Consider the following 22,880-nt stretch of genomic DNA (forward strand, 5'->3'; position numbering starts at 1 on the left):
GATGCTTTTAAAGCGGTCCGTGAGCTTGCGCGTGGAGAAGTTAGCGAGGATGAAGTAATAAAAAGGTAAAGAAAAGACCAAATCCATGGATTTGGTCTTTTCTTTACCTTTTTCTTCTAGAGCATTAGCATATTTTCTCTTATGCTAGAGATTACATTTACACTATTTACAAGAATGATATTCTTCCTTAATTTATAATAAAATCTATTTTTTGATATATTCATTTGGGATAAAGAAGGAAAACATTAAACCAAAGAGAATATATGGGAGTAGTGCTTTTTCTCCAAGAATTATCATACAATTGCAGAGTGCTTTAATAAAAAAGTACTATACAAAAAATAAGCAAAAAGATAAATGAAGGAGAGAAAAATGTTGAAGAAGTTAGTAAATGTATTGTTATTGTTTGTGCTTGTCTTTGCTGTCGTCGCACCAACAGCCTCAGGACAAGGTATCACAAAAGAAGATCGATTTAACCTCATCCAAGCGAAAGCTAAAGCTCCACTCACAACAACTCCACCAATGAACTACAAACAAAAAATTGTTAAAAAATCCATCGACGACAATGAACTTAATGGAAACATCAATGTACAAAATGCACAGGCAGACGTCTTAATATTAGAACATATAAAACCTTGGTCTGAAGATTCTACATCAATAGCCCTAACGGATTTAGGAATTTCGCATGAAACAAAACGCATGGACGAAGTAGGCGCAATTAATCTTAGTCAATATAAGTTAATCATTATCGCTAATGACCAAGACCAACTATTCTATAATACCTATGGACAAAATAAAGTTCTGTTTGACAATTACGTTAGTACTGGTGGAACGTTACTATTCGGAATTGCTGACCAGGGATGGAATTTCGGAACATTACAAGCAACATTACCAGGTAATGTAGAAACTTTCATGTTATATGAAGGTAACAACACCATCGCAGATAATAATCATCCAATTGTAACAGGGGAGCTAAGCGATGGAATTCCCTTGATCAGCAGCGACCTTTCCGCCTTATATGCAAGTCATAGATCTATAGTAGAAAATACATTACCTGCAGGAAGCAATGTAATACTACGAGCTGCAAGCGATAATTCGCCTACATTGGTTGAGTATTCACTTGGAAAGGGTACTGTAATAGCATCAGGGTTAACTTGGGAAATTTTTTACAACAAAAACTGGGGATATGAATTTTCAAATAAAGCTTATGATGACCTTTTATTATATGCTTATGGTGGAGGTGCACCTGCGAGTGAGATTGTTTTCTTTCTTCCTGGCCTTTTAGGCTCAGAATTGTATACGGTTGATGAACATATCGGTACTACACCAGGACTCGAACATCCATTAATGAATCATCGTGTATGGGCTCCAACACCCAATGATGGCTATTTTGCAAAACATATGGTCGACCATTTAGCGATGAACGCAGATGGTAGTGAAATTGATAAACTAATAGCTGGCGATCCTTTGCTTGCGTATTATGGTCAAATGATGCAGCAAATTCAAGCTCAAGGTTATGTTGTTGTACCTTTTGGCTATGACTGGCGCCTTGATAATGCAGTTAATGCTGAAAAGTTATCAGCTATGATTGAAACTATCCGTAATCAATACGGGATAGATAAAGTAAATATCGTTGCTCACAGTATGGGTGGCCTAATTGCTGCGAAATACTTGAGCAATGGAAATGCTGATAAAGTAAATAAAATGGTAACAATAGGAACTCCTTATTTAGGTTCACCTAAGACAGCATATGTATTTGGAACTGGACGAATTTTAGGAGGACTTGCTGGAGAAGTTATCTCTGAAAACATTGCTGGAGTTATTAATAACATGCCATCTGCATATCAAAACTTACCTTCACCTCAATGGTTTGATTTATTAGGTGAAAGTTATTTAAATGTTGAATGGGATCACAACTGGTTTACAGAAAATACGTATAAAAATTTAGAAACGTATAGTGCAACGAAAAATCTTTTAAATGAATGGCTTAACGGCAGTATGGTTAACAATGCAGAAACGTTCCATAACTCATTAGATTTATTAAATAATGTAGTAGCTCAAGACAACACTTATTTTATAATAGGTAATAACAAGCCGACAATTGGTAAAGTTAGCGTTGAAATGGATGAAACAAATGTAGGTTGGGAACTAGATAATATCAAGGATATTGATTTAGTTAGTGGAGATGGAACTGTGCCATTATTTAGTGCAACAATTGGCAACAATACTCCAGCAGATAGAACGTATTATGTAGCAGAAGAACATGATGGTTTAACTAATAATCAAGATGTTATTATGCAAGTGTTGAACATTTTAAAAGGTGATTCTAATGATCTTGCAGGAAACATTGATAGACTTCCACAAGAAACAAAAATGATAAAGTTAAAAGTTGAAAGTCCAGTAGAATTACACGTTTTAGATGCATTCGGTAAGCATATGGGACCAAATGGTTATTATGTTGAAGAAAAGATTAAAAATGGATCTTACTACTTATTAGGGGAAAATAATCATAAAAAAGTAGCATTCCTTAACAACGGCACATACCAAGTTGTTCTAAAAGGAACAGGTACTGGAACAATGGACTTCACTATGCAAGTGGTAGATGAAAACGATGCAGTACAAAAAACGATTCGTTTTAACGATGTAAACATAACTCCTACTACAATCATTAAAGCGCAAATTGTAAACGAAACAATTGTAATGTTATTAGCTGACTGGAATGGAGACGATGTTGTAGATGAAACGATCTACCCATCTTTACTTCTTAATCAAGTACAAAGTGATGATGAAACTGCTCCTGAGCTTGATGTGATTGTAGACGGCACAAAAGGAAATAATGACTGGTATGTTTCTGACGTAACAGTTGATATGGTAGCAACTGATGCTGAAACTGGAGTAAGTAAAATCGAGTATATTATCAATGAAGGCGGATTAACAAACCTATTCAATCAAAAACTCTCATTTAATCATGATGGAATTTATGAAATCCTTGGAAAAGCTTGGGATAATAATCAAAATTTCAATGAGAAATATATTGAATTGAAAATTGATAAAACAAAACCAACAATTGCTCTATCAACAATGAATAGAGTATACGCATATGGTGAGGAGTTATCAATCGAATACGTTACTAATGATAACTTATCTGGTGTTGCGACAGTCACTGCAGAATTAGACGGAAAACTTTTTGCAAGTGGTGAAACAATTAAGCTAAATAAACAAGGGTTTATAAAACTAAAGATTACTACCGTAGATAATGCCGGAAACATAAACTTTGTTTCAAGACACATTCTTGTTACTGATAAACCTTACTTATTTAGAAGATAAATAAGCAATTTAACAATTTAGAAGTTTATAAACTATTGTGAGAAATCCCCTCTGGAGATTTCTCTTTTTTATTTAGTTGATGTATGCGAAATCACTCGGCGTATGTATGGTGAAAATGGCTACCGTACCAAAATAAAAAAAGTGAATGTATCTATATAGGTGAGGAGGGATTTGATGAAAATATCAAAAAAAGATTACAACACTTTTATGGATTGGGCACAGAAATATTTTAGGAAGGCTAGAGAAGCGACAAGTGATACGGTACTAGAAAAGTTTCAGAAAGAGTACCGAACTGCAACGAAGCGAATGAAAAAGCATACTAAAAATATTGGTCTAAAAGCATATATAGGTAGGCATATCTTCAGAAACTCGCCTTGGTTAAAAAGTGTAAAAGGGATTTGGCAGGTAAATCCTGGCGAAGACTTTTGTGCCTATTGTTTAAATGAACTTGATAAGGAGATTTACTTATTTGATTTAAATGACCACTACTATTGTGACTATGAATGTATGGAAGAAATGTTTTCATTAATGAGTGAGCTGGAAGACGATGAAGAAAAACAGCACCTCGCTGTAGAAGTAGAAGAGCCGTGGGATAGCTATTGGTCTGATTGCCAAATGTTGTTCGATCAATTTCGCGACTTAAAACCTGATTCAAGATATTACGTATCGAAAGAAGTTGAAGCAACCGCAGAAAATCACCTTGATATTTTATTACTTATCCAAAGAATTAAACATGTCATTTATAGCGGAGTTTATGACTCTGTCTGGATGAATGGTGGTCATGATGGACCGTCCGCTTGGCACACGTATCAAATGCTCCAATCGTTAGAAAAAGATTTAGAAAAGTTACAGGAGTTAGAAGAAAAGATGAAAGATAAGCGTGAACCACAAAAGGTAGTCTACCGTATATGGAATTTTGCTAGTACATTGCCGGAAAAACGATCTAGAAGCATGTTTAATAGGTTAAGACGTAAGTACAAGTGTGGAGAATTTAAGGAAGTGAATGCTAGCTTATGGGACGTAGAGGACGAAGCAGTAATGCAATATATTGTTGGTTGTTTTAAAGATGTGAGATTACCGTATTCTGTTGAAAAGCAATTGTATTGTGAATTATGTGAAAAACCATACAGCAATATTGAAACTAATTATAACCGTGGTAAAGATGATTACTACTACTGTGATGATTGCTATAGGTACTATAAGGATGGGTTTAAGTAATGCTCAAACAAAGAAAAATGAAAAAGATACAAAACTAACGTGTATCTTTTCCATCTAGTTATTTATATAAAAATGTTACGTAATAAGTTTACGGAATAAAGGAGACCTATTTATATTTCTTTTCATATTATTTATCTCTCGAAGCGTTGCCCTTAATTCGTTACTTTTTAAGAAGATAGCTTCAACTAGTTTCGTAACTTCATAGGAAGCTTCAATATCTAAGGTTTCATCGTCTGTGTGTTCATTCATATAACCAGCAGATAGGTTAACGCTTTGAATATTATGCTCAGCCCATATTTTTGTATCACTGCTTCCACCTGAAGTTGCTTTCCAATAAGGCATCCCACTATCACTTGCTACCTTTTCAATGAAATCACTATAGGCTTTATCACAAAATGGAAATGCACCATAGCAAGAGGTCACAATGTCACCTTTACCGCGGCGATCAACGACTAGTGCAGCGTCTACTCCCCAAAGAAAATAATCGTTTACGTTTCTTGCACCAAGCAACCCTATCTCTTCTTCAACCGTAAAAACAAATTTTACTTTTCCATTAAAATGTGTTTGTGGGAGAAATTTTGCCACGGTTAATAGTATTGCAATTCCGGCTCTGTCATCAGCACCTAAAATACCATTGCTACTACTCCAAATCGGACCATCTTTAACTATTGTTCGCTCCGAAGCAAATGCTTCAAATGTATCTAAATGAGCATTTAATAAAATTGTCGGCCCATTACCATTTCGAAACGTCTTTTCCGCTAATAAATTACCATATTGGTCTTCCGTTATATGATCAACAAATGGAGTCAAATAATCACGAATAAACGACCTAATTTTACTTTCATTCCGACTTTCTCCATTAATAGATAGTAATTCTTCTAATAAGGTGTTGAAGTGTCCTTTTTTAATTGCCTCACTGTCTTCATTTAAGGTCGAGCAATCAATCAGACTAAGTTCTTCGGCATAATTTAATAATTGCGGAAGAGAACAACGGAAATTAATTGTGTAACATCTTTCAGATTCACGTAACGTGATGGAGCCATCATTTATTGCTGTTACTAATGTTATCAACTGTTCTATGTTCTTTGTCTTTTTTACTACTGCCTTTGCACTTCTTATAGAATGGCCGTCACATGAGCTAGTTGTTTCAAAGCCTAAACTGTTAAGTTGACGAACGATTCCAGCAATATACGTATCTAATTGGGAAATGTCGGCTTGTTCCCATATATTTTCTGTTCTTCCGCGACGCTCAAAATCTAAGATATCAATCCACTTTTCTTCACTAATTGGAGCTTGGTAAATAAATAAGTGACCACTAATTAAAAAATGATCTACACGAGCTTTCTCTAAGCTTGAAGTTAGATATTTTATATTTTCTGCTGTTTCCCCTTCCAAACTAAACTGATTCTCCTTAGCTTCTGTTATTAACCAACCATGACGAATAAATAATTCATTCCACGTTTTCATTAACAATCATCTCCTTTTTGATTTGTAAATACATTATCTCAAGGTGTTGATGACACACCTGTCATCGAAAAGAATTGGAGCTAGTTAAGCAAATATAATAGTGGAACTTCCGAAGTGTTAATTAACAATAAAAGCCGAAAAACCGATTACGAAAGGTAAAAGGTTCTCCGGCTATATTTTTAAGATAAGATAAATGAGCGGTCGCTTCGATAAATTACAGTATACGGATGTAACTCCGTATAATAGTATGCAATATTTTTTTGAACTCTTGAATTTTCAATTAACGTGGTCCCGGTAATAAGTGATGCAAGTTTGCTGCGAAGTCTCGTGATATTTTGGGTGTAAGTATTATTAGGAATCTCATCATTGTTATTGCTATTACTAAAAAGGTCAAAGAACGCATGCTTGGTAACAGGGGTATCTTTTGAACTAAACAATAGTAAATAACGTAGTAACTCCCCTTGATTTACACTTAATGAAGTCTCTTTACCTCTATAAGAGACAGAAATTTGCTGATCAGAAAAATAAAGGATTAATCTATTTGATTCGTAATCTATTATTTCTTCAACATCCGCAGGAGAACATTGCCTGCTACCAGTTGCACTTGTTGCTGTAAATGCGTTTTCCGATAAATAGTTATTATTTTTCATGATTTTTTCATAAAGTGGTGACAGTTCAGCAGTAGGAATGGGAGAGATTTCCCCTTGTTCTTCTAAAATACTCTGTGTGTTTTGGACAATATAAAGAGCACTATTCACTAAATATAATTGTGCATGATATCGTTGCTGCTCAGTGAGTTTAAAGGTAGAGGTTGATGAGGACAGCGCGTTTTCAAAATACGAAATTGCATCTGTATAATTCGCTTCTTTATAGGAAAGGAATCCGAGTCGATAATTTGCTTGTGGGATATCTCGGTCATAAGAAAGTGCTTTTTTCAAAGTTTGTTTAGCAAGCGTATCATCTTGTGACATTTCCGTCTTTAAATATGTACCATACTGCACAAGGTTAAGTAATAATTTTCTTTTGATTTCCTCTAAGATATATTGGTATTCACTGTCTCTGTTTTTTCGAACTTTCCGATATAACACTTCATATAATTCAACTAGTTTTTGACCCGTCATAGGCATATCTTCCGACCGCTGGGAGAGTAATTCTTGTTCCAAATCGAGTAATTCTTCTTCCGATAACTTTGAAAGTCGAAGTGTTTTCATAGTGTCCTCCTTTAAATTGAAAACTGTGAGTTAAATTAACGCTGAATTCAAATAAGTGAGATATTAATTAAGAAAAATGGACTTCACCTTACAATATAAGGTGAAGTCAAAAACTATTAACAACAGGGAATAATTAATTCTTGTACAATAGATTCGATTTATTAAGAATGGTTTCCTTCTTTCTTTTCATCTGCACAGCAAGCGTCTTCATCTTCCTTTGCCTCTGCTGTTGTTTCCTCTACTTCCTCAATCACTAAATTACAGCACTCTTCTTTGCCCTTCTTTTTCTTTGAGAAAAATCCTTTTAACATGATTAAAAACTCCTTTAAATTTTTATATTTATATTAAATAGAAAATAAATCCTGAAAGGGATGCCATCGTAAAGACGGAGATTATAAACGTAATGACTAGTTCTTTTTTGAATATCGATTTTAATAAAATAATCTCTGGTAAACTGGCACCTGCTGAACTAATGAGTAAAGCCATGACAGATCCAGTTGCCATTCCATTCGTAATTAAAATTTGGGATATCGGGATCATGGTTGAGAGGCGAATATATAGTGGGATACCGATAATTGCGGCAACGGGAACGAGCCACCATTTTTCACTTCCTAATGTGTTGGCAATCCAATCTGTAGGAACTAAGCCGTGAATAGCTGCACCAATACCAGCGCCTAGTAAAAGATATGGAAAAACTTCTTTCATTAGTACGACTGTTTCTTGCCATGCTTCTTTTACATTAAATCTTTTCGTTTCTTGCTTGCCACCTTTAATGACAACATTTTTGACAGCCCGCTCAAACCCAAGTGCTTCTAAAGTGAAACCGATGAGAACGGCAAGTGTTGCGGTAACGATTGTGTAAATAAAAGCTACCTTCCACCCTAAAATAACACCCATAATGGTTAAAATAGTTGGATCGAGCACAGGGGAAGCAAATAAAAAGATCATGACAATCCCGAACGGCAATTTTTTCTTTAACATACCTACGACTACTGGGATCGTTGAGCAGGAGCAAAATGGGGTTATGAAGGCGAAAAGTAGTGCAGCTAAAGCGGCAAAAGCTTTGTTTTTGCCAGAAAGTTTTTGCTCGATTTTTTCAAAAGGCAGTAAACCTTGTAGCAAATTAATGACAAAAGAAACAACGATAAACAAGACAGTTAACTCAAGTGCAATCCATAAAAAGCTTTGAAAAAAATCGTTTAACATGGAATTCAACCCCTTATATCAAAATTATTTGTTTTATATATCAAAAAAAATTGATGTATTGCGCAAAAAAGATTACTTGCTATCTGGGCGAAATAAACAACAAAGCTCTTCAGATAGTAAGTGATTCACTTCTTTTTCATTTACTTTATAGAAGTTCCAAGTCCCGCGCTTTTCTCTGGTAATTAAATTAGCATCAAGTAGCATCTTTAAATGGTAAGAAAGCTTTGACTGTGGCATATCCATTTCAGGAGCTAAATCACAAACACAAACTTCGCCGCGAGCAGTTAAAATGTTCAAAATCTGCAGCCTCTTTTTATCAGCAAGCGCTTTGAACTTCTTCTCGTATGTTTCAAGTGTTTTTTCTAAAGATAGATCAATTAAAGGGATTTCTTTTTTCATGAGAATGACCTCCTTAAAGAGTATACATCAAATTATTTTGATGTTTATATATGTATTGTATGCCAGTGATTTCCAAGTGTCAATATAATAACACTAGTAGGATTTATAAATTGTTTTACTTTAGTTATTATAAAAAGTATAATTAATTGTAAAAGTTTGTTAAAAATGTATTTTTTTCATCTTTATACATAATATTGGTGGAATATAGTTAGGTGTTGTTAAATATTATTTATAAACAAATAAAATAAAAGTGGTGGATGAATTGAGAAAAGAAAATATTGAAATAAAAGATTACCTTAATGAAAAAATTTTAAAACAAAAGAATAGAGGGGACTGGTATGAAAAGCCTGGAGAAAATTATGGGACAAAACTTCAAAAGCTTATAGGGCAGTATTATGAAGATAATAAAAATAAGTACTTGATTAAGCATGTTGAAGTTACCTTGGATCCAAATTCTCCCAAACCTGATATTCAATTAACATTTATTAATAACACCCAAGAAAATATTGAAGTTAAAAGCTGTAAAAATAAAAAATTAGATGGTGTAACTATTTGTAACAGTCCATATTTATTAACTGATACAAGAACTTTTTTGGTTAACTACATTTTTAAAGATGGATTACTTTATGTAAATAATTTATATGATACAGAGTTACACAGGTTAACTACTATTCAGGAGAAAGGTAAATATATCGGAACAATTAAGTGCACAAGGGATACGGGAAAAAAGGTAAAAGGGAGGTCATTTTCAAATTTCTTAACAACAAAACCTCAAGATGATTATTCTCTGGAAGAATTGAAAAGTCCAGCTCTCATTCGTAAGACAATATTAATGTATTCAGTTTCAAAATTGGTAGATCAAGAACATAAGTTTACTAATGATGAGATTATTGAAGCTGTAAATTGTCTTAAAGCCCATTCTAAGAATTAAAAGTTTACTAATGAAGGAAGAAGTATAATAGTGAATTAGTCACTATTATACTTCTACATATTCCTGTTCAATCATCTGATTACTATCAATGTCTATTCTTAAAGGGAATAGTTGTCTAGCTATTTGGTATGCCATTAATACTGGAACAGCGTTTCCTATTTGACGGTAACACGCAGAGTTAGATCCAATAAAAATAAAACTATCAGGAAAAGTTTGAATTCTTGCAACCTCTCTAATAGACATTCTTCTATGAGCATTGGGGTGAGGGATTATTAAAGGCCCACCGGTTCCACTACCTCTCCCCATAATTGTAGGTGAGTGTTTTTCCCAAAAGGTTGGTCTATTTCCTACTCTATTATTTAAAGAAACTTTACATTTTGTTCCATAATGATTATATAACCCGTCTATTCCATCATCTTCTTTATGAATATAATCGGTTGGTAGATCAGATATTGCATCTCGCAATGTAGTATGTTTAATTGGTTTATCATAAGAGGGTAAAATAATATTATCTTTATCTATTGGTATATCATTCTTCCAGCTATTATATAAAATATCTATTTTATTGTGCGGTGAAATATCATTTATTAATTCACCTTCTGAGGAATGAGTAGGTCTAACTAAGAGCTTTTTTCTATATGGCGCGTTATGCAATGTATTATCTAGTAAACTTAATTTCGCAGATTCAACTAGGTCATTTCGAACGCCATATATAATTACTCTTTCTCTACTTTGAGGAACTCCATAATCTAAAGAGTTTAAAACGTTATAGTATACCGTATATCCTGGGCCACCTAATTTAGTACCTGTTAACTCTAAATCTGTAAGTATCATTTCTAGTACTTTACCTTTTTCTATATTCTCTAAACCTTTTACATTTTCTAATAAGAAAAAGGGTGCGTTTTTGGCCTCTATAACTCTCAATAATTCTAAATATAAATAATTTCTTTCATCTTCCATGTTTCGATCTACGTTTGCAATTGAAAAACCCTGACAAGGGAAACCACCGATAACTATATCTCCATCGGGGATCATCTTGTTTAATTCAGCATAGTCATTTGGGAGCAAAGTACTAATGTCGCCACATGTTATATGTGTTTTATTATTATTTTGGTCTTCTAAGTTATACTTATAAGTCTCTACTGCTGCCGAATCGAAATCATTTGCCCAAACAATCTCATGTCCCGCTAATAAAAAACCTAAATCCATACCACCTGCTCCAGAAAAAAGTGATATAACTCTCATTTGTTTACCTCCCTTAACTTTAATATATACTCAATTTAATTCACTTAACTATTATCCAAAAATTAATAGATAATTCTATTATAGATAAATACTCTTCCAAATCAATTCCAACATCATTATTAGTATATTTTGTTAAAAACAAAAACTATTAATTCTAATATCATAAATTAAATATATATACATATAATAGCATGATTTAGTATTATGGACAAATAATTAAGAACATACATTCTCATTTAATGAAGTGATTTTCCTTGTAGATGTAAAAAAGGAATTCGCTACTGTTTTTATTTCGTAGCTTCTTTGGCTAATAAAGGTTTTCAAGCTCACGAGTATAATGATGTAATAAATGGAAATGAAGATAAAGGAAGTTACGATATGAACGAAAAAGAACTTAAAGATAAACTATCCAATATAACAATTTGGAAAAAAGGTGAGCAACGCGCCTCACACAAACCTTTGCTCTTTTGTATGCACTAGCAGAGTTGCAATGGCATAGCACTGTGCTCCATGCATCATAAGTTATTTGACCGTGGCGTATTTACACTTTCAGATAGCCAAGTCTTCCTCGTTGCTGAAGAAGCGCATGGATCTAATGGCTTTAATGAATGGCTCATGAAATACCATGGCCATCAAATTCGTAAGCCTATTCACCCAGACTATCAGCCAAATAAAATTTTCCTCGGTTGGCATGTGCGGGAAGTATTTAAAGGGCCGGAGAGGTATGTTGTTAGTTAACTAGTTTTTAAGAGGGGAATGAAAACATAGCACTCAAGCTATTTTCCGTTTCCTTCTCCTTTTTCCCCTAACTATTCCCACTCCTCCACTTCCTCCTCAGAAAATAGAAAAGTTACCGCTGCAAAGAGCGCGATGGCTCCGTCAAAAAGCCCAAACAAAACAGCAAAAACAGGGTGTAGTCCCAATTTAATAAACAATAAAATACTGAGTGCAAAAACAAAAATCGCAAATCCGAACGCAATGATATTCTTGATTTTCTCCATCTTTTTCTCCTTCCGAAGACCTCTCGTTTTCCAGTGAACTTAATTAAAGACACCTTTTCATAAATTTTTGTATATACATAAAAATGATTACCTTTTATTGCCGTCTCTTTCGTGTTTAAAGTAGACAATCTTTAAATCTATTTTCTTAGTGATACTATAACAAATTTTGATAGCTATTATTCTTATCTACAACTTATGAATTGAGGGATTTCTATTGTCTTTTTTTAATAAAGTAACTTGCATTTCGTTTGTTTTTATATTAATTGCATTTATTTCTTCGTGTAGTAGTACTGAAGATACACCAGTTGAGGACCCGACAATTGTCGCTTCATTTACCCAGCAAGGAGATAAGGTGACAATTACTTGGAGTAGTAACATTACCATATCAGCAGAGCATTACGGTCAAGATCATGTCGAGGGAGAGGGGCATGTCCAAGTTTTGGTGAATGGGAAAGAGGTAGCAACATTAAAGAACAGAGACCCGTACATCATTGAAGGGTTAAGCCCCGGAACACATGAAATAAAGCTAGAACTTCGAAAAAATAATCTTGAACCATATGGAGTTGAAAGGTTAAAAGTAATCGTCGTTAAGGCTAAAGCTTTTAAAGCAACATTAGATGCTGAAATTGTCCAAAGTGGAAATAATGTCACGATTACCTTGGATACCAATGTCAAATTCTCAGCTGAAAATTACGGTGGAGCTCACATAGAGGGTGAAGGTCATGGGCATATTTTTGTAGACGGAGTAAAAGTATTTGAGATAATTACGAATGAGCCACTCACTATTGAGGGCTTAACTGCTGGAAAGCATGTAATTGAGATTACTTTACAAAAAAATGACCATCGATCTTATGGCGTATCTAAAAGGATTGAAGTTGAAATAAAGTAAGCAATAGAAGGAGTTAGTGGTTTGATAGCGCTAGTTCCTTTTCTATTCATTTTGTTTGTTCCAATTCTTTTTCTTAGTTGTATTGGTTTTACCAATTACTTAAAAATGTTAAACTGTACATATTGTCTTTTAAAAAGTCACACCATAAAGAGGTTTAGAATTCTTAATGAAGTTAAAAAATTACTTATTAGAAGAGAAATTATTAATATATAGTTTGTTTGCATTCATATTGGTTTCAATTTTATCTATTATTAGCAATATTTTAATAGGGTTTGCCTTTTCAATAAACTACAAATGGTTTGGTTCGATTATTTTTTCTGCTATTGCTTTGAAATTAGCGCTTAATAAAACGTACTTAACTCCGATTAAATATATTATGAGTAGTTTTATTTTATTTGTTTTCTTACCGATTGGATACATTACATCGGGAGGATCGATACTTGTAGTAGGCTATTTATTAATCGTAGCTAATATGATAAATTATTTATTTTCTGGGAAGTCACGTGTCTTCTTTAACGCATCTATTGTTATTGTGTTTTTCGCAATGATTTTCTTAAAAGAGAGCTATCCAAGTATTTTTCCAGTATTCACCGAAAGGCAGCATTTTTTTGATGCTCTTTTTCAAGTGCCAATCATTCTCTTTCTTTCATTTTTAATGTTATCTGTTTTCTCCAATGCATATCGCAATGAGAGAATAAAATTAGAAGAGTATGGGAAGTTACTGAATGAGAAGAATAAAGAACTTGAGAAACTTTCCGTAACCGATCATTTGACCGGATTGTACAATCGTAGGTATATTTTTAGTCTTCTTGATGAAATTAGCAAGGATAAGACAAATTCTGTAATTATTTTGGTTGATTTAGATAATTTTAAGCAAGTAAATGATCGTTTTGGCCATGATGCTGGTGATAAAGTGATATTAGATTTTAGTGATAAGATAAGTGCTGTCATTGGCGACAAAGGAATTGTCGGCAGGTACGGTGGAGATGAATTTCTTATCATACTTCAAGACGTTAACTTAGTTGAAGGGGAAAAAATTGCAAACCACATACTAGAAGAAATAAGTAAGTTAACATTTGAATTAGATTTTAACATTAGTGTTAGTGGTGGGGTTACCCTTTATGATGGTAAGAAAAACATAAAAGAGGTTATCTCAAGTGCTGATCAGTTACTTTATAAAGTGAAATCTAGTGGAAAAAATGACATAATGATTGAGAGTTAAACGAACGCCACCTTACTATTGTGAGGTGGCATTTTACTATTCATTTGCTTGATAATGCTCGAAACAAACGCAGGACATGATGTATAATAGTAATCGTATATAGATGAAAAAATAGAAGTTTAATAAAAAACCTTGAATTTTCATAAAGAAAGAGAGTGTTAGTCATGGGTCGTAAGTGGAATAATATTAAAGAAAAGAAAGCGTCAAAAGATGCTAGTACTAGTAAGATATACGCAAAATTTGGTCGTGAAATTTATGTAGTTGCCAAGCAAGGCGAGCCAGATCCAGAATCAAACCAAGCGTTAAAATTCGTTTTAGAGCGTGCGAAAACATATAGTGTACCAAAAGCAATTGTTGACCGTGCGATTGAAAAAGCAAAAGGTGGCGGCGAAGAAAACTATGATGAACTTCGTTATGAAGGCTTCGGTCCTAATGGAACGATGTTAATCGTAGATGCGTTAACGAATAACGTAAACCGTACTGCTGCTGAAGTTCGCTCGGCATTCAATAAGAACGGTGGAAACATGGGTGTGAATGGCTCAGTAGCATACATGTTTGATGCGACGGCAGTTATTGGTCTTGAAGGAAAATCTTCTGATGAAGTACTTGAGCTGTTAATGGAAGCTGACGTCGATGTCCGTGACATTATTGAAGAAGATGATTCGGTTATTGTATATGCAGAGCCGGATCAATTCCATGCTGTGCAACAAGTTTTTAAAGACGCTGGGGTTGAAGATTTCACAGTTGCAGAGCTAACAATGCTTGCACAAAATGATGTAACATTATCAGAAGAAGACCAAGCGCAGTTTGAAAAGCTAGTTGACGCACTAGAAGATCTAGAAGACGTACAGCAAGTGTACCACAACGTTGATTTAGGGGAATAATACATGGAAAGCAGTCCTTCGGGGCTGTTTTTTTGTTTAGATAAATAAGATAATACACTAGATTTTTGAAGTGACGTAGCAGGGCTAAAACCATAATAGTAGAATGTATCTAAGATGACTACTTTTAGCAGGGTAATTAAACTCGTAAGAAGCGGAATTGCAGTTTAAATATTGAGGAGTGTTAAGACCGTGAGCGAAAAGAAAACATTAATAGAAGCTTATAAAGAGGCAAACTACAAAATACTAGGACATGGTGCAAGAGATGTTCAAACATTGCAAGATGCTTTTTCAGAAGTAGATGGTAATCTGGAAAGCGATATTTATGGCACAGGTAAAATAATCGAAGAATTCCAAGAAAAAATGGCAAACATTTTGGGGAAAGAAGCATCAGTCTTTTTCCCGAGTGGGACGATGGCTCAGCAAATTGCCCTCAGAATTTGGTGTGATGAAAAGGGGATAAAGAAAGTAGCTTATCACCCTTTATGTCACCTTGAAATTCATGAAGAAGACGGATTGAAGGAATTACATCAAATTGAACCGATTCTTCTTGCTGACAAAGATCGTCTTATTAGATTAGAAGATGTCACAAATATACAAAAAGATATATCATGCCTTTTGCTCGAGCTACCACAAAGAGAAATAGGTGGGCAATTACCTAAGTACAGTATGCTTGAACAAATTTCAACCTATTGTCGTGAAAGAAATATTAAGCTTCATTTGGATGGTGCAAGACTGTTTGAAATCTTGCCTTACTATGAGAAGACTGCTGCTGAAGTTTGTAGTCTTTTTGACAGTGTCTATATTTCTCTTTATAAAGGAATTGGTGGAATAGCAGGAGCAATTCTAGCTGGTGATAAGGAGTTTATAAAAAAATCAAAAGTTTGGAAAAGGCGTCATGGTGGTGACTTAATTAGTCTTTATCCTTATATCATTTCTTCGGACTATTATTTTAATCAGCGCATTAATAAGATGGAGGACTACTATAAAGAGGCAGGAGAGCTTGCTAAGTTATTTAACAGTTGCCATGCAATCAAGACGAAGCCAGAACTTCCTGTTTCAAATATGTTTCATGTACATTTTTTGTTACCAAAAAAAGAAGTAGAGCAGATATTAATAAAAGTTTATGAAGAGACTGGAGTAGGAATAGCTCCTTATTTGCGAGAAATGAATGAAAAGGAATGTTATTACGAAGTTAGCATTGGTGATATGTATTCGAAAGTACCAAAAGACGAGCTAAATAAGTCTTTTGCCATGCTTGATAAAGATCTGCAACAAGCGTCCAAATAATTGATTTAAATGCAGTCCTATTTTGGGCTGTTTTTTTGTTTTTAAGAAAATTAAAGGTGTTTCTTCAGCATAACTAGAAAGTAGTTACCAACAATAATTTATGGGTGGAAGGTTGAGCGTATTGAAAGAAAAGTTTGATAGAATTAGCAATAAGTTAATTAATAATAATTACTCATCCCTTTTAATATTCCTTTTTTGTCTTGTAGCAATAGCTGTTGCTATGTTTTTATTCTTTATCGTCGCTGGAATAATAGGTGCAGTTTTTTACGGGACAAATTATGATGCAGTTAAAAGTTTCCTAGATGGTCCCATAGCTTCTTTTATAGGTATTCTTCCAATGCTGGCTAGTATTTTTGCTTTACTAGTTTCTCTCGTTGGAGTAATCATTGCCTTAATGCAAATCAAAAGTCACCAAGCAAAGATAGTACCGATTATTGGGTTGCTTTTAAATAGTTTAAACGTAAGCTTGTTTTTTAGTATTATCATACCGTAATAAGTAACGGAGGTATCAGCGATGTTTCAAAAATATAAAAAGTTTAATTTCATTCTTTTACCTTTATATCTATTTTTAGGTTTAGCAATGACATTAGGCATCTTGTTAACGTTTGATGAAGAGATGTATTTCGAACCCGTGTTTTATTTGATCCTTCAATTTTGGGGTATAATAGGTATAGTAAATCTAGTATATTTTATTATGAAACGTAAAGAAGTTGGAAACGGGAAGGCATTTCTTCAAATGTTCTTTTTAATTCCAGTTCCATTTGTAATACTAGCACTTCTAATGAGAGTTGTTATGCCAATATTAATTAAACTTCAATAACTGTAAGGGTGTTTCTATGAATAAAATTATCGTAGTTGGTGCTGGAATTCTTGGCGCATCGACTGCTTATCATTTAGCGAAAGCGGGCGCAGACGTAACGATTGTTGATCGAAAAGACAAGGGACAAGCAACTGATGCAGCGGCTGGAATTGTTTGTCCATGGATATCGCAACGCCGTAATCAAGCATGGTACAAGCTCGTGAAAGGTGGAGCAAAGTATTATCCTGAACTAATTGCTCAGTTAGAAGCAGACGGTGAAACAGATACAGGTTATCGCCGCGTTGGTGCGATTAGCTTACATACCGATGAAAAAAAGTTAGAAAAAATGATTGAACGAGCAACAAAGCGTCGTGAAGAAGCACCTGAAATTGGTGAGATTAAACGACTATCTCCAGATGAAACAAGAGCAATGTTTCCGCCGTTATATGAAGAATATAGTGCTGTTTATATAAGTGGTGGTGCGCGGGTGAATGGTCGAGCTCTTCGTGACTCACTAGTGAATGCTGGCAAAAAGCATGGAGTGAAAGTTCTCGAAGGAAATGCCGAGTTAATGTTTAACGGAAATAGAATTACGGGTATTAATTATAATGAGAGTACTCTTCAAGCAGATAAAGTTATAGTAACTGGAGGAGCTTGGGCGAAGAAGCTAATTGAGCCGCTTGGGATAGAATTTTTAGTTACCCCGCAAAAAGCACAAATTGTTCATTTAGAAATGCCAAATACTGAAACAAACGACTGGCCAGTAGTGATGCCGCCAAATAACCAATACATGCTCTCTTTCGGTGATGGTCGAGTTGTTGTCGGGGCAACGCATGAAGATGAAGCTGGCTTTGATAATAGAATTACAGCGGGTGGTATAAATGAGATTTTAGGAAAAGCGCTTGATGTCGCGCCTGGCCTTGCTGAGGCGACGATGGTGGAAACACGTGTAGGTTTTAGACCATTTACACCAGGATTTCTACCAATAATCGGCCCACTTCCTACTTATGAGGGCATATACGTAGCCAATGGGTTAGGAGCATCTGGCTTAACGAGTGGTCCATATTTAGGCGCACAACTTGCGAATCTTGCTTTAGGTAAAGAGATAGATCTTGACTTGCGAGACTATGACGTAGCAAAAGCCTTAACAATGGTATAATAGTACTAAGTAAGAAAATATTGCTAGTAATAGGGAAGAGGTTTATTATGGAAAGTTTTCAAAAAACACAAGTAATAAATGCTGCACCTAGAGAAGTGTACAAAGCTTTTACTACAGAAGAAGGTTTGCGTGGGTGGTGGACACCTGATTGTGACGTTGGCGAGAAAGTGGGCGACGTGCATCATTTTCGATTTTCTAATGGTGACTTCAACAAGTTGGAAATCGTAGAGTTAAAACCAAATGAGCGGATTCATTGGAAGTGTATTGATGGCTGGGACGAATGGATTGGAACGGAGATTATTGTCAATTTCGTCAGAACTGAAAATGGAAATACAACGATGTTCTTTATGCACAAAGGTTTAACTCCTAATAAGCTATGTTATAAAGGTTGCAAAAAAGCTTGGAGTGAATACATATCACAAAGCATAAAAGGGTATGTGGAAACTGGTAAAGGGAAACCTCATATTCCGGAGGCGGAAAATGTAATAGCGTTAAAAAAAGCTTGAGAAAACATTCTCAAGCTCTTTTTTATTAATCCCCCAACAAGTATTGCAACACATCAGGTATTCTCTTTTTAAAGTCATCGTAATGATGTTTTGCCCCTGTAATTACTTCAAAGCGAAAGTTTTTCACTTCTTTTTCCATTAATAGATTTACAACCTTCTCATTTGATTGAAGGAAATTTTCACTGATCACTGCATCTTCACCAGCTTCTGTTGTTCCACAATCTAAATAAAATCTCTCAACATTAGCGAGATTAACAGAACTCACTAGTTCCTCCATCTTTTCTTGGTTTGCATAAAAGGCAGTAGAAATACCAGCAATTCTCGTAAAAATGTTAGGGTAAGTACAAGCGGCATAAACGGAAATTAAGCCACCAAGGGAGATTCCCACCATAAAAGTTCGGTCTACTATTGTTCGATACTTTTCATCAATTACAGGTTTAAGCTCATTAACGATAAAGTCGACATAGTCTTTTCCTTTTCCACCATATGTTTCAGTCCGCCCGAAAACGTCTCTACTAAAAGCACCATTTTCCCAAGGGCATAACTCATTGGCCCTTTCTTCAGTAGAATCGATTCCAACGATAATAACATCTAGTGGATGCTCTTCTAAGTATTTTTTTAACTCTAATGATTGCCCACTTTTCGTTGCGGCATCTTCATTAGAAAATAGGTTTTGCCCATCGTGCATATATAAAACAGGATAAGTTTTATCGAATTTTTGATAATCCTCAGGCAAATGTACTCGAATCGTTCGTTCTAGATTAAACGCAGTTATCTTTACGGGAAATACTTCAATCATTTCACAAGCCTCCACTTAATCAAGTGCATTGTTCCGTAACCTAATAGAAAAATTGGTATGTAAAAAATTAAATGATCTAAGGCAATACTATTTAGCCAGACGAAAACAACGATAATATAACTTGCGACTGCGCTACTCAGTGAATAAAGAAGGTTTGAATTTAAGAATCGAGCGTATAAGCCTTGCATAAAAAATAAGAATGGAAAAGTAAAGATAAGCAGTCCTATAAATGTGTCGTGCGTCGGTTCAATACGCATTTTCATACCATGAAAATAGCCAAGAACTAAAATAATAATTGGGATGACTAACGGGTAAATTGATTTAAGTTTTTGATACATAAAGAAGTCCTCCTATCTATCTATTAGACTTATATTCGTCAAGTAGATTTCATTACCTGCAAATTATTAAATCTTAAATATCCCTTTTGCTTCTAAGGCAATCTTCAAGCAATACTCACGTATGGAAGTAGCGTTTAGTTGATGAGGTTCATACTGATCATACTCTCCGTTCAAATAGGCGAATTTTGAAAAGACTTGATCTGTATGCCAACAATGAATGTGAGGGTTTTTATGGATTGAGTTTACTGAAGTGCTTGGGAAATCAAGTGAATGGTGGTCAGTACTAATGTTTTCGAGTAGATGGTTTGTTGCGATTTCTAGTGCATACATACTACTAACTCCTTTATACCAGCCTGGCCATGTTCCACTAGTATCTTTAAATACTGCGAGAATGAGATGTTTCGTTATTTCTGACGCAATACGAGACACGTCACGGACAAGTTTAGCTTGGCCATAGTGAGTCGAGCCGATGTTGTGCCAACCGCGATGTTTTAATTTGAATAAAGTTGCAGTTTCTTTTATTTTTAACTTCACACCAGCTTGGTCAGCGTATTGCCCTTTGCCAACGGTATATTCTTTCGGATAAAAGTTATTCCAGGCAGGTGTGAGAAATGTATCAACGTCAGAGCGCAATAGATAATCATAATCCTCGGTAAAGTCAGCTTCTTTTTTTGCTAGGCAGGCTAGGGAATGGATGTAAGGGTAATTTGAAAATTTCCGGTCAGGTTGAATTGCAACTTTAATACAATCATCCGGAACAATTATTAATGTGTCATCCTCTCCAAAAACGACTAAATCAGTATCCGGACTTTGGATATGCTTAAAAGAAGCATACAAGCAGCGGAACATTTTCAATTGGTCAATTTTATTATCGAGATAAACGACTACTGCACGCTTCATTTATAGCACTTCCTAAAAAGGTATTTTAAACTTTTCCATAAACCAATCGTCCGAATATTTCCGTAGTTTATTATATTTTTCTCTTTGTTCCATGACATCACTTGCCAGCACTTTTTCTTTGATAGTTTCTGCATTGGCGTTTGTTATGAGTGACAGGCACTTTTTAATTCGCGCTTTGCTGAAATGACTATATGCCATTCGTAATAAGTTGTAGTAAATGTGATCCCAATTAAGTGTAAATGGTGGCTCTCCTTCGCGAAAAACATGAAGGACAGTAGTATCAGGAGTAAGGTAGCATTTGAATCCGAACAGCCATAACTTTAAGGAAAACTCTTCATCTTCACGCCCCCATACTTGGAAGCCTCTTTCAAAGCCATTAACTGCTTCGAATGCATTTCTAGTAACAGCTAAACAGCCTCCTGCAAGTAGCGGTGATGGAGTGAGTGTTGTTATATCACTGTTCCACTTCGGATCTAAATTTTCATCCCAGCTATAACCAAAACCGACTCGGTCTGGTTGAAAGACATCAGCTATTCCAGGATTAACAGCATCTGCAGTTCCAGCCAAAATCGGAGTAATTAACTTTTCAATCCAATTTTCGAAAAAAAACAAATGAGCATCGCAAAATATAAATATTGACCCACAAGCTTTTTCCGCGCCAATATTTCTTGCCATCGCCGCACCTACTCCACTTGTCTCAAGCAGTTCAACCTTTTTATCAGAACTGTTCTTTAAAAAGTCACAACAACCGTCATCTGAATTGTCATTTACTATAATTACTTCATATGGAACTTCGTTTTTCACCTTTTTTATAGATTCAATCGTATTTTTAAGGTGAAGTCCTTCATTTTTTACAGGTATGATAATCGACACAAGTATTTTTTTCGTTTTTTCATCTAACATTATTAACCTCTTTTCTAGCAAACTAAGAAAGTAGTCCAAACTATTTTATTTATAATTCATATAGTAAATAGAGCAGCCAATTTTACAATAGAAAGGATGTGAATAGTTGGATGCCTATTTTATCTCAATTATTAGGTACAGGCCCTAATGGGGAAGTATTAACTGCTGTTCTTTCAGCTGAGCTTATGAATAGGGGAGAAATCATTGTATTACAAGTGAAAAACACAAGCCCTGTTGCAGGTAACTTACCAGGTCCTGTAATCAATGAACTCTTATTAAACATAACTCCAAAAAAAGAGAAGTTTTATATGGAGTTAAAGTCTTGTTCAAAGCAACAATGGAAAATCTATGCTCCTGAAGATGAAAAAACATTTCAAACAATTCTTTATACAAAAGAAACTGGCAAAGGATTAAAGCCCGGTGAAAAAATGGAAGTTGTGCTGAAAACATCGAAATATTTAGAGGAACAAACTTTTCTTGAAGCATTGTACAGTTCCTTAGATGGCAATTCCATTCAACTCGGAGCTGGCTTTATCAATGTTGGCAAAAAGGCTGGATGCAAAAAGGTCGGTGGAAATTATTTGTATCATAGGGTGAAAGGTAAAAACAAAACGACTTTCTTTCCACCTAAAAAAACAACAACAAAATGTCCACCACTAACAACGAAGTTTCCACCTGTCACAACAACACAGGTTCCACCGGTAACGACAACACCGCAACCTAAACCGTGTCCGGAACCAAACCCGCAAACGTGTTGCCAAGTAGTTGTTAAAGGCCGAACACAATTAGTGGGACCAGCATTGTATGACGAGAATGATCCAAACCTTTATCCAATTACGCAAGAAAGAACACTACACGTTGAAGTGAAAAAAGTACTAGCTGAAAAGGTTTTAATATGTGGTACTGTCAAGAAGGAAATTAAATATAAAGAACTTAAGAAAAACTTCCTAGGGAAAACAAATATGGTTAATGGAAGTACACATGATGAAATGGAATTTCATTGCTTTATTGATCGTGAGGATGCTAATGAAGGAGATCAATTCGAAATTGTTGGGGCGCACTTCTTAAGTAATGATATGTGCGAACCGAAAAACTTTGGTCAACATCCAAGTAACAATAAATTCCCTGTTGCATGGAGCTTTGAAGAAACAGCTGTAGTTAAAATTTGTATTCGTAAAAAACTATAGAGACT

23 protein-coding genes and 1 pseudogene are annotated in these 22,880 nt (G+C 34.8%); 13 read left to right on the forward strand and 11 right to left on the reverse strand.

The window, feature by feature from the left end; translation table 11 throughout:
• The first annotated feature begins 369 nt into the window (after positions 1 to 369).
• Entirely contained in the window at positions 370 to 3,324 is a 2,955-nt protein-coding gene (locus CIB95_RS09250; RefSeq protein ID WP_158217598.1) for a lipase family alpha/beta hydrolase, read from the forward strand.
• Positions 3,325 to 3,498: 174 nt separating this feature from the next.
• The gene (locus CIB95_RS09255; protein ID WP_094924460.1) at positions 3,499 to 4,542 is read left to right on the forward strand and encodes a PHD finger domain-containing protein; all 1,044 of its coding nucleotides are present in this window, start codon (positions 3,499 to 3,501) and stop codon (positions 4,540 to 4,542) included.
• Between the two features lie 75 nt (positions 4,543 to 4,617).
• On the opposite strand, the gene CIB95_RS09260 is transcribed toward CIB95_RS09255, so the two are convergent.
• The 5 genes from CIB95_RS09260 to CIB95_RS09275 form a co-directional block, all read right to left on the reverse strand.
• Positions 4,618 to 6,009, reverse strand: a complete 1,392-nt coding sequence (locus CIB95_RS09260) for a M20/M25/M40 family metallo-hydrolase (RefSeq protein WP_094924462.1) — start codon at positions 6,007 to 6,009, stop codon at positions 4,618 to 4,620.
• Between the two features lie 179 nt (positions 6,010 to 6,188).
• Complete coding sequence (locus CIB95_RS09265) at positions 6,189 to 7,220, reverse strand: helix-turn-helix domain-containing protein (RefSeq protein WP_094924464.1); 1,032 nt, start codon at positions 7,218 to 7,220, stop codon at positions 6,189 to 6,191.
• Positions 7,221 to 7,381: 161 nt separating this feature from the next.
• On the reverse strand, positions 7,382 to 7,531 hold the full coding sequence (locus CIB95_RS16195; RefSeq protein WP_158217599.1) for a hypothetical protein: 150 nt from the start codon (positions 7,529 to 7,531) through the stop codon (positions 7,382 to 7,384).
• Positions 7,532 to 7,559: 28 nt separating this feature from the next.
• Positions 7,560 to 8,426, reverse strand: coding sequence for a permease (locus CIB95_RS09270; protein WP_094924466.1), 867 nt, complete (start codon positions 8,424 to 8,426; stop codon positions 7,560 to 7,562).
• Between the two features lie 72 nt (positions 8,427 to 8,498).
• Positions 8,499 to 8,825: an ArsR/SmtB family transcription factor gene (locus tag CIB95_RS09275; protein ID WP_094924468.1), complete on the reverse strand. Its 327-nt coding sequence runs from the start codon at positions 8,823 to 8,825 to the stop codon at positions 8,499 to 8,501.
• 262 nt (positions 8,826 to 9,087) lie between these two features.
• On the opposite strand from CIB95_RS09275, the gene CIB95_RS09280 reads away from it, so the two are divergent.
• A complete protein-coding gene (locus tag CIB95_RS09280; RefSeq protein ID WP_094924470.1) occupies positions 9,088 to 9,756 on the forward strand; it encodes a hypothetical protein in 669 nt (222 codons plus the stop codon).
• A gap of 45 nt (positions 9,757 to 9,801) precedes the next feature.
• Here the strand turns inward: CIB95_RS09280 and CIB95_RS09285 are convergent, their stop codons facing one another.
• A complete protein-coding gene (locus CIB95_RS09285) occupies positions 9,802 to 11,001 on the reverse strand; it encodes a DNA cytosine methyltransferase (RefSeq protein ID WP_094924471.1) in 1,200 nt (399 codons plus the stop codon).
• Between the two features lie 489 nt (positions 11,002 to 11,490).
• On the opposite strand from CIB95_RS09285, the pseudogene CIB95_RS09290 reads away from it, so the two are divergent.
• Positions 11,491 to 11,739: pseudogene (locus tag CIB95_RS09290) on the forward strand (HNH endonuclease); the annotation flags it as partial.
• Between the two features lie 71 nt (positions 11,740 to 11,810).
• Here CIB95_RS09290 and CIB95_RS09295 read toward each other — a convergent pair.
• Positions 11,811 to 12,002 (reverse strand): hypothetical protein, encoded by a 192-nt coding sequence (locus CIB95_RS09295; protein WP_094924475.1) that lies wholly within the window; start codon positions 12,000 to 12,002, stop codon positions 11,811 to 11,813.
• A gap of 214 nt (positions 12,003 to 12,216) precedes the next feature.
• Here CIB95_RS09295 and CIB95_RS09300 point away from each other — a divergent pair, with 214 nt between their 5' ends.
• The 8 genes from CIB95_RS09300 (at position 12,217) to CIB95_RS09335 (ending at position 18,748) form a co-directional block, all read left to right on the forward strand.
• Positions 12,217 to 12,891, forward strand: a complete 675-nt coding sequence (locus CIB95_RS09300) for a hypothetical protein (protein ID WP_094924477.1) — start codon at positions 12,217 to 12,219, stop codon at positions 12,889 to 12,891.
• Between the two features lie 166 nt (positions 12,892 to 13,057).
• Positions 13,058 to 14,113 carry a GGDEF domain-containing protein gene (locus CIB95_RS09305; protein ID WP_094924479.1) on the forward strand — a complete coding sequence of 352 codons (1,056 nt, stop codon included), beginning with the start codon at positions 13,058 to 13,060 and terminating at the stop codon, positions 14,111 to 14,113.
• A 164-nt stretch (positions 14,114 to 14,277) separates the two neighbouring features.
• Positions 14,278 to 14,997 (forward strand): YebC/PmpR family DNA-binding transcriptional regulator, encoded by a 720-nt coding sequence (locus CIB95_RS09310; protein WP_094924481.1) that lies wholly within the window; start codon positions 14,278 to 14,280, stop codon positions 14,995 to 14,997.
• 189 nt (positions 14,998 to 15,186) lie between these two features.
• Complete coding sequence (locus tag CIB95_RS09315; protein WP_094924483.1) at positions 15,187 to 16,284, forward strand: threonine aldolase family protein; 1,098 nt, start codon at positions 15,187 to 15,189, stop codon at positions 16,282 to 16,284.
• 112 nt (positions 16,285 to 16,396) lie between these two features.
• Positions 16,397 to 16,777, forward strand: a complete 381-nt coding sequence (locus tag CIB95_RS09320) for a hypothetical protein (protein ID WP_094924485.1) — start codon at positions 16,397 to 16,399, stop codon at positions 16,775 to 16,777.
• A 21-nt stretch (positions 16,778 to 16,798) separates the two neighbouring features.
• The gene (locus tag CIB95_RS09325; RefSeq protein ID WP_094924487.1) at positions 16,799 to 17,104 is read left to right on the forward strand and encodes a hypothetical protein; all 306 of its coding nucleotides are present in this window, start codon (positions 16,799 to 16,801) and stop codon (positions 17,102 to 17,104) included.
• Positions 17,105 to 17,120: 16 nt separating this feature from the next.
• Positions 17,121 to 18,242: an NAD(P)/FAD-dependent oxidoreductase gene (locus tag CIB95_RS09330; RefSeq protein ID WP_094924488.1), complete on the forward strand. Its 1,122-nt coding sequence runs from the start codon at positions 17,121 to 17,123 to the stop codon at positions 18,240 to 18,242.
• A 47-nt stretch (positions 18,243 to 18,289) separates the two neighbouring features.
• Entirely contained in the window at positions 18,290 to 18,748 is a 459-nt protein-coding gene (locus CIB95_RS09335; protein WP_094924490.1) for an SRPBCC family protein, read from the forward strand.
• A gap of 25 nt (positions 18,749 to 18,773) precedes the next feature.
• Here the strand turns inward: CIB95_RS09335 and CIB95_RS09340 are convergent, their stop codons facing one another.
• The 4 genes from CIB95_RS09340 to CIB95_RS09355 all read right to left on the reverse strand — a co-directional run bounded on the left by CIB95_RS09340 (position 18,774) and on the right by CIB95_RS09355 (position 21,688).
• Entirely contained in the window at positions 18,774 to 19,547 is a 774-nt protein-coding gene (locus CIB95_RS09340; RefSeq protein WP_094924492.1) for an alpha/beta hydrolase, read from the reverse strand.
• Positions 19,544 to 19,885 carry a hypothetical protein gene (locus CIB95_RS09345; protein ID WP_094924493.1) on the reverse strand — a complete coding sequence of 114 codons (342 nt, stop codon included), beginning with the start codon at positions 19,883 to 19,885 and terminating at the stop codon, positions 19,544 to 19,546. The genes CIB95_RS09340 and CIB95_RS09345 overlap by 4 nt, the downstream gene beginning before the upstream one ends.
• A gap of 66 nt (positions 19,886 to 19,951) precedes the next feature.
• A complete protein-coding gene (locus CIB95_RS09350; protein WP_094924495.1) occupies positions 19,952 to 20,785 on the reverse strand; it encodes a DUF7164 domain-containing protein in 834 nt (277 codons plus the stop codon).
• A 12-nt stretch (positions 20,786 to 20,797) separates the two neighbouring features.
• On the reverse strand, positions 20,798 to 21,688 hold the full coding sequence (locus tag CIB95_RS09355; RefSeq protein ID WP_094924496.1) for a glycosyltransferase family 2 protein: 891 nt from the start codon (positions 21,686 to 21,688) through the stop codon (positions 20,798 to 20,800).
• A gap of 110 nt (positions 21,689 to 21,798) precedes the next feature.
• Here CIB95_RS09355 and CIB95_RS09360 point away from each other — a divergent pair, with 110 nt between their 5' ends.
• Entirely contained in the window at positions 21,799 to 22,875 is a 1,077-nt protein-coding gene (locus tag CIB95_RS09360) for a hypothetical protein (RefSeq protein ID WP_094924498.1), read from the forward strand.
• The last annotated feature ends 5 nt before the right edge of the window (positions 22,876 to 22,880 follow it).

This window comes from Lottiidibacillus patelloidae, from assembly GCF_002262935.1.
GTDB classification, from domain to species: Bacteria; Bacillota; Bacilli; order Bacillales; family SA5d-4; genus Lottiidibacillus; species Lottiidibacillus patelloidae.

Coding starts and splice junctions, on each gene's coding strand:
- CIB95_RS09250 (WP_158217598.1), top strand. CDS start 370: ATGTTGAAGAAGTTAGTAAATGTATTGTTATTGTTTGTGCTTGTCTTT.
- CIB95_RS09255 (WP_094924460.1), top strand. CDS start 3,499: ATGAAAATATCAAAAAAAGATTACAACACTTTTATGGATTGGGCACAG.
- CIB95_RS09260 (WP_094924462.1), bottom strand. CDS start 6,009: ATGAAAACGTGGAATGAATTATTTATTCGTCATGGTTGGTTAATAACA.
- CIB95_RS09265 (WP_094924464.1), bottom strand. CDS start 7,220: ATGAAAACACTTCGACTTTCAAAGTTATCGGAAGAAGAATTACTCGAT.
- CIB95_RS16195 (WP_158217599.1), bottom strand. CDS start 7,531: ATGTTAAAAGGATTTTTCTCAAAGAAAAAGAAGGGCAAAGAAGAGTGC.
- CIB95_RS09270 (WP_094924466.1), bottom strand. CDS start 8,426: ATGTTAAACGATTTTTTTCAAAGCTTTTTATGGATTGCACTTGAGTTA.
- CIB95_RS09275 (WP_094924468.1), bottom strand. CDS start 8,825: ATGAAAAAAGAAATCCCTTTAATTGATCTATCTTTAGAAAAAACACTT.
- CIB95_RS09285 (WP_094924471.1), bottom strand. CDS start 11,001: ATGAGAGTTATATCACTTTTTTCTGGAGCAGGTGGTATGGATTTAGGT.
- CIB95_RS09295 (WP_094924475.1), bottom strand. CDS start 12,002: ATGGAGAAAATCAAGAATATCATTGCGTTCGGATTTGCGATTTTTGTT.
- CIB95_RS09305 (WP_094924479.1), top strand. CDS start 13,058: ATGAAGTTAAAAAATTACTTATTAGAAGAGAAATTATTAATATATAGT.
- CIB95_RS09310 (WP_094924481.1), top strand. CDS start 14,278: ATGGGTCGTAAGTGGAATAATATTAAAGAAAAGAAAGCGTCAAAAGAT.
- CIB95_RS09325 (WP_094924487.1), top strand. CDS start 16,799: ATGTTTCAAAAATATAAAAAGTTTAATTTCATTCTTTTACCTTTATAT.
- CIB95_RS09330 (WP_094924488.1), top strand. CDS start 17,121: ATGAATAAAATTATCGTAGTTGGTGCTGGAATTCTTGGCGCATCGACT.
- CIB95_RS09335 (WP_094924490.1), top strand. CDS start 18,290: ATGGAAAGTTTTCAAAAAACACAAGTAATAAATGCTGCACCTAGAGAA.
- CIB95_RS09340 (WP_094924492.1), bottom strand. CDS start 19,547: ATGATTGAAGTATTTCCCGTAAAGATAACTGCGTTTAATCTAGAACGA.
- CIB95_RS09345 (WP_094924493.1), bottom strand. CDS start 19,885: ATGTATCAAAAACTTAAATCAATTTACCCGTTAGTCATCCCAATTATT.
- CIB95_RS09350 (WP_094924495.1), bottom strand. CDS start 20,785: ATGAAGCGTGCAGTAGTCGTTTATCTCGATAATAAAATTGACCAATTG.
- CIB95_RS09355 (WP_094924496.1), bottom strand. CDS start 21,688: ATGTTAGATGAAAAAACGAAAAAAATACTTGTGTCGATTATCATACCT.
- CIB95_RS09360 (WP_094924498.1), top strand. CDS start 21,799: ATGCCTATTTTATCTCAATTATTAGGTACAGGCCCTAATGGGGAAGTA.